At 61.9% G+C, this 12,951-nt stretch carries 9 protein-coding genes; 2 read left to right on the top strand and 7 right to left on the bottom strand.

What is annotated here, in order from left to right; genetic code table 11:
• The first annotated feature begins 1 nt into the window (after position 1).
• The gene (locus BLO50_RS17405; protein ID WP_090255304.1) at positions 2 to 2,917 is read left to right on the top strand and encodes a hybrid sensor histidine kinase/response regulator; all 2,916 of its coding nucleotides are present in this window, start codon (positions 2 to 4) and stop codon (positions 2,915 to 2,917) included.
• 44 nt (positions 2,918 to 2,961) lie between these two features.
• Here the strand turns inward: BLO50_RS17405 and BLO50_RS17400 are convergent, their stop codons facing one another.
• From BLO50_RS17400 to BLO50_RS17385, 4 genes are all read right to left on the bottom strand, one after another.
• A complete protein-coding gene (locus tag BLO50_RS17400) occupies positions 2,962 to 3,207 on the bottom strand; it encodes a hypothetical protein (RefSeq protein ID WP_090255302.1) in 246 nt (81 codons plus the stop codon).
• Positions 3,208 to 3,279: 72 nt separating this feature from the next.
• Complete coding sequence (locus BLO50_RS17395) at positions 3,280 to 6,087, bottom strand: FAD-binding and (Fe-S)-binding domain-containing protein (protein WP_090255301.1); 2,808 nt, start codon at positions 6,085 to 6,087, stop codon at positions 3,280 to 3,282.
• A gap of 14 nt (positions 6,088 to 6,101) precedes the next feature.
• Positions 6,102 to 7,256, bottom strand: coding sequence for an FMN-dependent L-lactate dehydrogenase LldD (gene lldD, locus BLO50_RS17390; protein WP_090255299.1), 1,155 nt, complete (start codon positions 7,254 to 7,256; stop codon positions 6,102 to 6,104).
• 75 nt (positions 7,257 to 7,331) lie between these two features.
• Positions 7,332 to 9,026 carry an L-lactate permease gene (locus BLO50_RS17385; protein ID WP_090255297.1) on the bottom strand — a complete coding sequence of 565 codons (1,695 nt, stop codon included), beginning with the start codon at positions 9,024 to 9,026 and terminating at the stop codon, positions 7,332 to 7,334.
• 325 nt (positions 9,027 to 9,351) lie between these two features.
• Here BLO50_RS17385 and BLO50_RS17380 point away from each other — a divergent pair, with 325 nt between their 5' ends.
• The gene (locus tag BLO50_RS17380; protein ID WP_090255295.1) at positions 9,352 to 10,122 is read left to right on the top strand and encodes an FCD domain-containing protein; all 771 of its coding nucleotides are present in this window, start codon (positions 9,352 to 9,354) and stop codon (positions 10,120 to 10,122) included.
• Here BLO50_RS17380 and BLO50_RS17375 read toward each other — a convergent pair.
• From BLO50_RS17375 to BLO50_RS17365, 3 genes are read right to left on the bottom strand one after another with little or no spacing between them, the layout of a single operon-like run.
• Positions 10,119 to 11,591: a sensor histidine kinase gene (locus BLO50_RS17375; protein ID WP_090255293.1), complete on the bottom strand. Its 1,473-nt coding sequence runs from the start codon at positions 11,589 to 11,591 to the stop codon at positions 10,119 to 10,121. The genes BLO50_RS17380 and BLO50_RS17375 overlap by 4 nt on opposite strands.
• A gap of 1 nt (position 11,592) precedes the next feature.
• Positions 11,593 to 12,249 (bottom strand): response regulator, encoded by a 657-nt coding sequence (locus BLO50_RS17370; RefSeq protein WP_090255290.1) that lies wholly within the window; start codon positions 12,247 to 12,249, stop codon positions 11,593 to 11,595.
• A 44-nt stretch (positions 12,250 to 12,293) separates the two neighbouring features.
• Positions 12,294 to 12,944: a tetratricopeptide repeat protein gene (locus tag BLO50_RS17365; protein WP_090255288.1), complete on the bottom strand. Its 651-nt coding sequence runs from the start codon at positions 12,942 to 12,944 to the stop codon at positions 12,294 to 12,296.
• Between the last annotated feature and the right edge of the window lie 7 nt (positions 12,945 to 12,951).

Raw genomic sequence — 12,951 nt, 5'->3', positions numbered from 1 at the left:
TATGCCGCGCGCGTCGCGTTACCCTTTGCGTCAGTGGATCTGGCGCGCTTTTGTGCAGAGTGCCCTGATACCGCTGATTCTGGTCGAGTCGGTGTTGATCACGGTGTACCTGTTGAGTAATGCCGCAATTCGCGATGCGCAAATTGAGCATTTGCAGCAGAGCGCACTGGATGACCTGTCTGCTGCGGTGGTGCGTGAAGGTCATGTGATCGATGGCCGTTTGCGCTCCGTTGAAGCGCAGGTACAAATTTTCCGTGATGCGGCACTCAATGCTCTGGATAACCGCACGTTTGAGCCTGATGCACTGGAGCGTCAGCGGCATGCGCTGACTGACAGCGGGGTGTTCTACAGCCGCAGCGATGATGGCCGAGCGGCCTCGTTTTATGCCAACAGCACGCCGCTGGCCAAGCAGGACCACGGCAAGGCGTTACGCCTGTCGCAGCTCGACCCGTTGATGCGCTCAATCCAGGCTGCCAACCCACGGGTGGCAGCGGCCTATTTCAATACCTGGGACAGCTACAACCGTATTTACCCCTTCTTTATGACGCCCGAGCAGTATCCCCATGACATGGTGATACCCGATTACAACTTCTATTACCTGGCTGACGCCAAGCACAACCCTGAGCGCAAGGTGGCCTGGACTGACGTTTACCTCGACCCGGCAGGCATGGGCTGGATGATGTCGGCCGTGGCGCCGGTGTATCGCGGTGATTTTCTCGAAGGGGTTGTGGGCCTGGATATCACCGTTGGGCAGATGCTCGGTGAGATTGGCGAACTGGACGTGCCCTGGCAGGGCTATGCGATGCTGGTCAGCCGCGATCACAACATCATGGCCTTGCCGCGCGCAGGCGAAGAGGATTTTGGCCTGCGCGAGCTGACCGAGTACTCCTATGCCGAGGCGGTGCGGCGTGAAGTGCTCAAGCCTGAAGACTTCAACTTGGCCAAACGCACCGAGATGCAGCCGTTGCTGAAGGCCATGGCGGCAGGCCAGGGCAATGTGCAGGAAGTTGAACTTGGTGGTCGCAAACAGTTGATTGCCTGGAGCGAGATTCCGCAAACGGGTTGGCAGCTGCTGTTGGTGGTCGATGAGGCCAATATTTTCAGTGAGACCAATCGCCTGGCGGAGCGTTACCTGCACATCGGTTACCTGCTGATTGTCGGTTTAGGGCTGTTCTATCTGCTGTTCTTCGCGCTGATGTGGGTGCGTTCACGGCGGCTCAGTGATCAGCTGGTGCAGCCGATGGATGGGGTAGTCGGGATGATGCGCGAGCTGGGGCAGGGCCATTACCAGCCCAGTGCGCCGTCCAGTCAGATTGATGAACTGATGAGTATGGCCACAGCGGTGCAGCAGACGGGTGAGCAACTGCAGGCCAGTGAAGTGCAGCGATTAGAAGCGCAGCGGATTCTTCAGTTGGTACTGGAAAGCACCACGGAAAGCCTCTGGGAAGTTGAAGCGCACAGCATGAGCATCACGCTGAGTGAGCGCTTCCTCAAGCGCTTCGGTCTCACGCAGCCGAGCATCACCTTCAGTGAGTTCAATCAGCGTGTGCACCCCAATGATCTGGAGCGTATTCGCCACCTGCGTCAACTGTTCGCCAGCAGTGGCGAGGACCGTTTTGAGGCGGAATACCGCTACGCCGATGCCCACGGTCATTACGTCTGGCTGCTGAGCCGCGGCAAGGTCCTGGAGCGTGACAGCGAGGGCCGAGCCCTGCGCGTGGCCGGCACCCATGTGGATATCACCCGCCTTAAACAGGTGCAGGAAGACCTGCGCCGCGCGAGTCTGGACGCTCAGGCCGCCAGCCAGGCCAAGAGTCGCTTTCTGTCGAGCATGAGCCATGAGTTGCGTACGCCGCTTAATGCGATTTATGGCTTTGGTCAGTTGATCGAGATGGAGGCGCAGGACAAACCCGAAGCCAAGCTGGAGAGCGATTACGCCCGTGAGATCGTCAATGCCAGTCGGCACCTGACCTCACTGGTGGATGACATTCTCGACCTGTCGAGCATCGAAAGCCGCCGTCAGCAACTCAAGCTGGAGTCTGTGGAGGTGGGCGCGCTGCTGCACGGTTGCGCTGAGCTGGTGCAGCCTGAAGTGCAGCAACGTCAGTTGCAGCTGCAGGTGCTGGCTGACGCCGACGCAGGCCTGTATGTGCAGGCGGATATGCGCCGGGTGCGCCAGGTAGTGCTTAACCTGCTGTCCAACGCGATCAAGTACAACAGCCCGCAGGGTTTGATCCGCATGGGTTATGAGGTGCGCTCCAGTTGCGTGCGGTTATGGGTTGAGGATAACGGCACAGGGCTGACAGCCGAGCAGCAAGCCAATCTGTTTCAGCCGTTCCAGCGCCTGGGGCGTGAGAACTCCAGCATTCCTGGTACCGGAATTGGCTTGGTGCTGTGCCGCGAGCTGGCCGCTTTGATGGCCGGTGAAATGGGCTTTAGTAGCAGTGCCGGTGTGGGTAGTCGCTTCTGGATTGACCTGCCCGGCGCTGCGGCTCCGGCGGCACAACCGGCTGCTGATGAGGAGTCTGTGTCAGAGCAGCCCAGGCAGCTGGCCGAAGTGCTGTGCGTGGAAGATCACCCTGCCTGCCTCAAGGTGGTTCAGGAAGCCCTGCGTGAATTTGCCGAGGTACGTGGCGCTGGCTCGGTGCAGCGGGCACTGGCGGAGCTGGAGCAATGCACGCCGACCCTGTTGTTGCTGGACCTGGATCTACCCGATGGCAACGGCATGCAGGTGCTGGATGCCATGCGCCTCAACCCACGGTTGCAGGCGGTGCCAGTGTTGGTGATCAGCGCGGCGGCAGATGAGGCGGTGTTTGCCGAGGCTCGTCGGCGCGGTGCGCAAGCCTGTTTGGCTAAACCGATTGACTTGGCTCAGGTACGCCGCGTGGCGCTCAGTCTTCTGGGGCAGGCGCTCTAAAAAGTGCCTTCGGCAGTTCTGCCGAAGGCATTGAGCTACCCGGACTATTCGCTGGCTTCGAGCAATTGCAAAGCCTCACCCAGCACCTTGACCGACTCACCGTGATTGCCGGCCTTGTGCAGGGTTTCGCCTTCGGCGCGTAGCTTTTGTACTTGCGCGAGTACTGCGGCATCGCTCGGCGGGTCAGTTTTCAGCAGGCCATCAATCTTGGCCATATCCGCTGGGCAGTGCATGGCCCAGAGCGAGGTGCTGAGGAGTGCGGTAGCAAGGAAAGTGGCAAGACGGCGCATGGCGTTTCTCCAGCGAGTGAGTAGGGCATTCAGTATAGAAAGCCCTCTCTCATTGATGAGGCCATTGGTCACTCAAGGCCTGGCGATGCTCACCCTATCCAGCAGGTATACCAGCCCGTGGTAATCAATGCCGCCGTGCTGGCTCAAGCCAATTTCGCAGGTACGACTGGTGCTGATGCCTTCCGCGCAGTACTGGACGGCTGACTTCAGGCTGCGTAGGGCGTGATCGTTCAGTTCGGGCGTAGTGAAGCCCTTATCGCCGGCAAAGCCGCAACAGTGAATGCCTTCCGGGATGACCACTTCTGACGAACAGCGCCGGACGATATCGATCAAACCTTGCGCCTCACCCAGATGCTGGGTACTGCAGGTCACATGCACCGCGACGGGTTTGTACTGCGGGGTGATGTGCAGGCGATCGAGCAACTGCTCGCGGATAAATTTCACCGGGTCGTGCAGTTTTAGCCGTGCATCCAGGCCGTCTTGCAGCAGGCGTAGGGTGCAGGGGCTGGTGTCGCAGTAGATGGGATCAAGGCCGCCACGGCTGGCCTTGAGCAGGGCGTCGATCAGCTCCTGCTTCTTGCGCTCGGCTTGTTCGGCATAGCCCTTGGAAGCAAACGGCTGGCCGCAGCAGAGGTTGTCCAGGTCATCCGGGAACACCACCTGAAAGCCGCCTTTCTCCAGCAGGGCGCGAGTCTTGTCGAGCAATGGCATTTGCTCGCTATCGCTGGCCGCCGGACCCATAGCGCGGGATACGCAGGCTGCCAGGTAGACCACCCGTGGCCGCGCATCATCATTCGTCTTGGGCAGTTGCAGGCGCTGCACCGGTTGCGGCATCGCTGGCGTCCACTGCGGCACGCGACCCTGGCTGACCTTGCTAAGCGCCGCCGAGGTGCGGCTAAGCAGCGGTGCGCCCATCAGCATGCGTGCGCCGTTGGCCACATGTAGCATTACCCGCGTGCCCTGCATGGCGCGGTGGAAGTTGTTGGCCAGCCAGTCGGCACTGCGTGGGCTGTTAGCGTCGCGGGCGCGTAGTTGACGCACCAGATCGCCGGTATTAATACCCACCGGGCAGCGCTGGGCGCACAGGCCGGTGGCGGCGCAGGTGTCGATGCCCTGGTACTGGTAGGCCGCTTCCAACTCGCGGGTGTCGATGCCGGCGCGCTTTTTCGCCTGAATATCGCGCCAGATCACGATGCGCTGGCGTGGGCTCAGGGTCAGCCCTTTCGATGGGCACACCGGCTCACAGAAACCGCACTCGATGCACTTGTCGACGATCTCGTCGGCGGCCGGCAGCGGCTTGAGATTTTTCAGATGGATGTCGCGATCCTCAGAGAGGATCACATCCGGATTAAGAATGCCCTGTGGGTCGAGCAGGCGCTTGATCTGCCACATAAGCTGGTAAGCGTCATTGCCCCACTCCAGCTCGACAAAGGGCGCCATATTGCGCCCGGTGCCGTGCTCGGCTTTCAACGAGCCGCCAAATTCCACGGCCACCAGCTGCGCCACGTCGTCCATAAAGGCCGAGTAGCGAGCGATCTGCTCAGGCGTTTCGAAGGCCTGGGTAAACACGAAGTGCAGGTTGCCTTCCAGGGCGTGGCCGAAAATGATCGCCTCGTCGTAGCCGTGCTTATCGAACAGCGCGAGCAGGCGGTTGACGCCTTCGGCGAGTTGTTCGATGGGGAAGGTCACGTCCTCGATAATCACCGTGGTGCCGGTTTGGCGCACGGCACCGACGGCCGGGAAGGTGTCTTTACGGATCTTCCACAGCAGGTTGTAAATGGCCGGGTCATCACTGAAATCTACCTGTTTTTCCAGCGGGAAGTCAGCAATGGACGCCATGATCAGCTGCAGCTGCTCATGCAGCAGGCTCTGGCTGGCGGCGCGCGATTCAATCAGCAATGCACAGGCGTTGTCGGACAGGCCCTGGACCCATTCCGGCATGCCGGGCTTGTTCTGCACCGAGCGCAGGCTGCGGCGATCCAGCAGCTCAACGGCGGATACCGGCTGCTGCTTGAGCACCGTTACCGCACGGCAGCAGCTTTCGACATCGGGGAACACCAGCAGGGCGCTGGCCTTGTGCGGGTGATCGGGCACGGTGTTGTAAGTCACGGCGCTGATAAAGCCCAGCGTGCCTTCGGAGCCGACCAGCAGGTGGCTGAGGATGTCGATGGGCTGGTCGAAGTCCACCAGTGCATTCAAGGACAGGCCGGTGGTGTTTTTCAGGCGGTATTTGTGGCGGATTTTTGCCGCCAGTTCGCTGTTGGCGCGGGTCTGTTTGCCCAGCTCGTTCAGCTGTGCCAGCAGGTCGGCGTGGGTGGCGAAAAAAAGTGTGACGCTGAGCGGATCTTCGGTGTCCAGCACCGTGCCGTCGGCCAGCACCAGACGGATGCCAGCCAGGGTGTGGTAGGTGTTGTGCGCCGTGCCGCAGCACATGCCGCTGGCGTTGTTGGCGACGATGCCACCGATTTTGCAGGCGTTTATCGACGCCGGATCAGGGCCGATCTTGCGTTGGAAGGGCGCCAGTACGGCATTCGCTTGAGCGCCAATTACGCCGGGTTGCAGGCGGATCTGGCTGCCCTGGCCACGGATTTCCCGGCCGTTCCAGTTATCGCCCAGCACGATCAGCACCGAGTCACTGATGGCCTGGCCGGACAGGCTGGTGCCGGCGGCGCGGAAGGTCACCGGTACCTTATTGGCGCTGGCCAGCTTGAGCAGGTCAACCACTTCCAGCTCCGCCTCGACGCGTACCACCAGTTTGGGAATCAGCCGGTAGAAGCTGGCATCGGTGCCAAAAGCCAGGGTCGACAGCGGGTCGTCGAAGCGCCGCTCGGCAGGGATCAGGCGTTCGACGGCGGTGAGAAAGGCGGCAGGCAGGCTCATGCAGGCTCCGAAAGTCAGGATGCGGCGTGGTGCAGTTCGCGCACCAGTGAGTCGGCAGTGATCTCGCTGATCGATTTGGCCCCGGTCAGCACCATGGCCACGCGCATTTCCTTCTCGATCAAATCCAGCAGGTTGCTTACCCCTGCGCCACCGTCAGCGGCCAGGGCGTAGATAAAGGCGCGGCCGAGCATCACCGTGTCCGCGCCGAGGGCGATCATACGCACCACATCCAGGCCGGTGCGGATGCCGGAGTCGGCGAGAATCGCCAGCTGGCCTTTCACTGCATCGGCAATCGCCGGCAGGGCGCGGGCGCTGGACATCACGCCATCGAGCTGGCGGCCGCCGTGGTTGGAGACGACGATGCCGTCGGCACCGAAGCTCACCGCGTCCTTGGCGTCCTGGGGGTCGAGGATGCCCTTGATCACCATTGGGCCGTCCCAGAATTCACGAATCCATTCCAGGTCCTTCCAGCAAATCGAGGGGTCGAAATTGTTGCCCAGCCAGCCGATGTAATCAGCCAGACCGGTGGGGTTGCCACGGTAGGCGGAGATATTGCCCAGGTCATGGGGCTTGCCGAGCAGGCCGACATCCCAGGCCCAGCGTGGGTGGGTCATGGCTTGCAACATGCGGCGCAGGGGGGCGTTCGGGCCGCTCATGCCGGAGTGGGCATCGCGGTAGCGCGCGCCGGGCACCGGCATGTCGACGGTAAATACCAGGGTGGTGACACCGGCGGCTTTGGCGCGCTCCAGGGCGTTTTTCATAAAACCGCGGTCTTTCAGCACATACAGCTGAAACCACATCGGCCGGTCGATGGCCGGCGCGACTTCTTCAATCGGGCACACCGAAACGGTGGACAGGGTAAAGGGGATGCCCTTGGCAGCGGCGGCCTTGGCGGCCTGCACTTCACCGCGACGGGCGTACATGCCAGTCAGGCCGACCGGGGCCAGGGCCACCGGCATGCTCAGGGTCTCATTGAACAGGCGGGTTTCCAGGCTCAGTTCCGACATATTGCGCAGCACGCGCTGGCGCAGGGCAATGTCCGCCAGGTCGGCGACGTTGCGTTTGAGCGTGTGCTCGGCGTAGGCGCCGCCGTCGATGTAATGAAACAGAAACGGCGGCAGCCGGCGTTGGGCGGCGGCGCGGTAGTCGGTGGAGGCAGAAATGATCATGGAATCACCCAGGTGGAGAAGAAGGGTTGTTACAACGCTCGGGCGCGCAGTTCGGTTTGCGCGCCCGAGCGGTTATCAGCCTGCCATCAGCGGGTCTCTAACGCCCAGCACATACACGGCAAACAGTGCGATCAGGCCGGTAAATAGCACGTAGTACAGGGTAGGCCAGACAGTTTTGCGCAGGATGCTGCCCTCGCGGCCCAGCAGGCCAACCGTGGCCGACGCTGCGACGACGTTGTGGATCGCCACCATATTGCCGGCAGCGGCGCCGATCGCCTGCACCGCGACCACCAGCGCGCTGGAAATACCCAGGCTGCTGGCCACGCCGAACTGGAACTGGCTGAACATCATGTTGCTGACGGTGTTGGAGCCGGCAATAAAGGCGCCCAGGGCACCCACGCTCGGCGCCAGCAGCGGGTAAATACCGCCGACGCTGTCAGCCACCCAGCGCGCCATCAGGATCGGCATGCTCGACAGCTCGGCGGCGTTAACCCCGGAGTTGATCAGGATGCGCACCATCGGCACGGTAAACAGCAGCACGAAGCCGGCACTGAGCAGCACGTTGGACGACTCCTTCACGGCGCTGCCCAGCTCACGCAGTTTCATACCATGGAAAAAGAATGTGGCGATTACCACGGCCACCAGAATCCCGCCCGGCAGATACAGCGGGTCGAAGTTGGCGCCGATACCGGTTTCGCCAAGCAGGTCGGGGAATTTCAGTGCCACGCTCTTCAGCGCCGCACCCACTTCGGGGAATACCCGGCTGATCACCAGCAGCACGCCGACCAGCACATAGGGCAGCCAGGCGCGCAGGGCGCTCATCGGTTTTGCGGTCAGATCGTCGAGTTTCATCTCCACGGTGCCCAGCCACTCAGCGGGCCATTTGTCCGCCGGGGCGAAATCCCAGGTGGTTTTGGGCAGCAGAAAACCCATGCGCGCGGCGCTGGTCACAATTGCCAGACCAATCAAACCGCCGCCCAGCGACGGAAATTCCGGGCCGAGAAACACCCCGGTCAGCACGTAAGGCACGGTAAAGGCCAAGCCGGCAAAAATGGCAAAAGGCAGCACTTCAAAGCCAGCCTTCCAGCTTTTCTCTGCGCCGAAGAAACGCGTCAGCATCAGCACCATCACCAGCGGCATTACGGTGCCGACAATGGCGTGGATGATCGCTACTTCGCTGGTGATCAGCTGTAGAAACTGCGCCCAGGACGAACCCTGTTCAACCAGCTGCGCGCCGATGGTGGCGCTATCCAATCCGGTGTTGATGCCGACGATGATCGGTGTACCCACCGCGCCGAAGGATACCGGCGTGCTCTGCACCAGCATGCCGAGCATTACCGCAGCCATGGCCGGGAAGCCGATGGCTACCAGCAGTGGTGCAGCAATGGCTGCAGGCGTGCCGAAGCCGGAAGCGCCCTCGATAAAGCAGCCGAACAGCCAGGCGATGATGATCGCCTGAATGCGCCGGTCCGGGCTGATGGTGGCAAAACCGGCGCGAATCGCGGTGATGCCGCCGGAGTGTTTGAGCGTGTTGAGCAGCAGAATCGCGCCGAAGATGATCCAGAGCAAACCGAGGGTGATCAGTAATCCCTGCACGGTGGAGGCGAGTACGCGGTTAAAGCTCATATCCCAGGCATACAGTGCGACACTGGCGGTCAGCAGGTAGACCAGGGGCATGGCATGTTTGGCCGGCCAGCGCAGGCCGATCAGCAGCACAGCGGCGAGCAGGATGGGCGAGAACGCCAGTAGAGCAAGAAGACCTGTCGACATGGTGGTCTCCCCTTAACGCTGCGCGTTGCGCATGGGTGAATGCGGGTGCGCATCGTGATGCAGCGTTGCGGCGGGTATAAGCAATAGAGCCGGCATGGGGAGACCTCGTTGGATTCTTGGAATTGTTTTAGTTTGGTTAATTGGTAATACCAATTTACAAGACTGCGCGGTCAGGGTAAAAGTGCGGCCTCCAGCCTGTCAATTAGCTGCCTTACGACTTTGGTCGAAAGGGTGCGTCTTGCTTGGCTGTGATGGCGGCGATAGGCTTGCCGGCAGCGGGCCGCAAAGGCCCATGGCAGGTGGTCAAACCAGTGGAGTGCGGGCTATGGAAGTGGGATCGGTACGGCAACGCCGTTTGTCGGACGATATCGTTAGCCAACTGGAAACCCTGATCCTCGAAGGCACGCTCAAGGCTGGCGAACGCTTGCCGGCAGAGCGCGTATTGGCCGAGCAGTTCGGTGTGTCGCGGCCGTCGTTGCGTGAAGCGATCCAGAAGTTGGCGGCCAAGGGCTTGTTGGTTAGCCGGCATGGCGGCGGCAACTATGTGGCGGAAACCCTCGGCTCAACTTTCAGTGATCCACTGTTGCACCTACTGGAAAGCAACCCCGAAGCGCAGCGCGACCTGCTCGAGTTTCGCCACACCCTGGAAGGTTCCTGCGCTTTCTATGCCGCCCAGCGCGCCACCGAACTGGATCGCCAGCGCCTGACTGACGCCTTCGCCGCGCTGCAGGATTGCTACAGCCGCAGTGGCAAGGTGACCCGCGCCGAAGAAGGCGCTGCCGATGCCAATTTTCACCTAGCGATTGCCGAGGCCAGCCATAACGCCGTGCTGCTGCACACCATTCGTGGGCTGTTCGACCTGCTCAAGCGCAACGTGGTGACCAACATCGGCGGCATGTATGCCCAGCGTGATGAAACCCGCGACATGCTGATTGAGCAGCACCGCGCCTTGTTCCAGGCCATTATCGAAGGCCGTGCCGAGGACGCCCGTGCGCTGTCCAACCGGCACATCGACTACGTGCAGGAAGTGCTGGCTGACGTGCAGCAGCAGGCCCGCCGCGAAGAGCGGGCGCAGCGCCGAGGCATTGCGCGCTAGCGTCGTCTGGGTAGGCGCACCGCGACTTCCAGGCCGCCGAGGGGGGAGTCGCCCAGGCTGATGCTGGCGCGGTGCAGTTCCACTACGCGCAACACGATGGACAGCCCAAGGCCCGCGCCCTGTCCGGCGCCAAGGCGATAGAACCGTTCGAAGAGTTTTTCCCGCTGCGCCTGTGCGACGCCGGGTCCGCTGTCCTGCACGCGCAGCACGATGGCATCTGCCTGAGCTTCTAGCTGAACCCGAATACGGCCCCCGTCAGGGGTGTATTGCACGGCATTACTGATCAGGTTTTGCAGCAGGGTGCCGAGGCTTGGGCCATCCGCCAGCAACTGATAGTCCGCTGGCTCCAGGGCATCCAGGTCAAGTTCCTGATGACGCTCCAGTGCCAGTGGAATCAGCTCTGCCAGTTCGTTGCGCACAAACCCGAGCAGGTCCAGCTCGCGCATGGCCAGTTGCGCCACATTGGGTTCCAGGCGCGCCAGGGTCAGCAGTTGAGCCACCACCCGCGTGGCGCGTTCGACACCGCTGCCGAGCTGGCGCAGGGCATCGTTACGGTCTTGCGGGTCAGGCGCGTCGAGGGCGTTCTGGGCGTGAATACGCAGCACCGCCAAGGGGGTGCGCAACTCGTGGGCCGCATCAGCGATAAAGCGTTTTTCCTGGTCGAGCAGGTGGTTGACCTGCATCAGCAAGCGGTTGAGCGAAGCGCCCATGGGTTCCAGCTCGTGTGGCAACGGGCCAAAAGTCAGCGGCGCGAGGTTGTCAGGGGCGCGGGCCTTGATCGATTCGGCCATGCGCTGCAGTGGGCGCAAGCCAAAGCCTACGGCCAGCCAGAGCAGCAGAGCCAGCAGCGGCAAACCGATCAGCAGCGGTTGCAGGGTGCGCTGGGCAATCTTGCCAGACAGTTCGCCGCGCACGTCTTCACGCTCACCCACCAGTACCCAGTGGTGATCGACGTTGTCGTGCAGCACAAACACCCGCCAGCGGTGCTCGCCCAAGGTCAGGGTGTGATAGCCGCTGAGGTATTTGGCCAGTCGATTGAGACGTTCACTGATCGGCTGTGAGTCGGCCGGCAGATTGAGGCCGAGCTGGGCGATCATCTCCATCAGCAGGCCTTTCGGGGCGCTGGCGGATTGGAACACCAGCTCGCCGTTGTCGTTAAGCATCTGGAAGGCCAGCTTGCTTTCGTAGCTGTGCCCGAGCAGACCGTCGAGGTTACGCGGGCTGTTTTTCAGCAGCAGGGCTTCATCCAGCGCAGTCTGCAGGTCGCGGCGCGAGTCGGCCGACAGCTCATGACGGACCAGGCCCATAAGCACCCGGGAGGTCTGCGCCAGCTGGGCGTCGAACAGCTCTTCCACTTCATGGCTGGCATCACTGTAGATCTTGTGACTGATCAGCCCCAGGGCGACGCTCAACAGTGACAGCAGCAGGACCAGCAAACGCGCACGGATCGAGCGCAACACCTTCGGCATGTTATTTATCCACCAGGTAGCCGACGCCGCGCACGGTGCGGATCAGCTCGGGAAAGAATTTTTTGCGCAGGTGGTGCACATGCACTTCCAGGGCGTTGCTCTCCAACTCTTCGTCCCAGCCGTAGAGGGCCTGTTGCAGCTTGTCGCGGGTCATCACCCGGCCCGGCTGGGCGAGTAATTCGTGCAGCAGGAGGAATTCCTTGCGCGGCAGATTGACCGCCTGGCCTTGATAGCTGACGGCCTGGCTGACCGGGTCAAGACTGATGCCACGGTATTCCAGCGCCGGCTGCGGACGGTTGAAGCTGCGCCGCAGCAGTGCGCGCAAGCGGGCTTTGAGTTCAGCCACATCAAAGGGTTTGACCAGGTAATCGTCGGCGCCGGCATCCAGCCCGGCGATGCGATCACTGGTGGAGTCACGGGCGGTCAGTACCAGCACGGGCACCGGGTTGGCGGCCGCGCGCAGGTGCTTGAGCACCTGCAGGCCGTCCATGCGTGGCAGGCCCAGGTCGAGGATCGCCAGTTCAAAACTCTCGCTGGTCAGGGCATGCAGCGCACTGCTGCCATCCTGTACCCAGTCGACGGTGTACCCCTCGGGTTTGAGGGCGGTGCGAATACCTTCGCCCAGGGCGTTGTCGTCTTCGACCAGCAGAATGCGCATGCAGTGATTCCCGGTGTGTTCTATCCAAACTCGCGTGGGCGAGATTACTCCAATTCGGCGTTGACCTTGGCCAGTAGCGCTTGAATTTCCGCTTTGCGCCCTGCGTCGGCAGACAGGCGATTAGGCCGTGCAGGCGCTTGCAAGGCTTTTTCCAGTGCCACTTTTGCCTCAGCGTAGCGTTTGGCGCGGGTCAGATAGTCCGCGTAAAAATAGTTGGGATCAATGCCGTCCGGGTTGATCGCCAAGGCCTGCTTGAGCATGGCTTCGGCCTTTTCGTCATCGCCAAAGCCTACCGGCCAGCCAGGCACCTGGTAGTACAGGCTGCCGAGGCTGGTGTAGGCCGAGCCGGACAGCGCCTTGGGGTCGAGCGCCAGGCCCTGCTCCAGGCTGGCCTTGGCTTCCTTGACCAGACCCAGCGCCCCCAGGCCACCTTTGGAACCGGCGTAGGTGCTGAGGATGATGCCGTTCCAGATCTGCAGTTCGGCTGCGTTAGGCTCGGCGGCGACAGCTTTTTGCGCCTGCTCGCTGAGGCTGGCGAAGGCTTTCTCGCGTTGTTCCTTGGGCAGCTGATAATTGATCTCGGCCCAGCGGTCTTGCAGGCTTTGCAGCTGCGCCTGGCCTTGTTCGCTCAAGGCGAAACTGGGCAGGCTGATGAGGCAGAGCAGGGTGCAGGCGGCGGTGCGGAAAAGCGTCATGGGGTGT

This window comes from Pseudomonas peli, from assembly GCF_900099645.1.
Classification (GTDB): Bacteria; Pseudomonadota; Gammaproteobacteria; order Pseudomonadales; family Pseudomonadaceae; genus Aquipseudomonas; species Aquipseudomonas peli.
The sequence above is the reverse complement of the archived record's forward strand: the minus strand, read 5'-3'. Positions and strand labels throughout refer to the sequence as shown.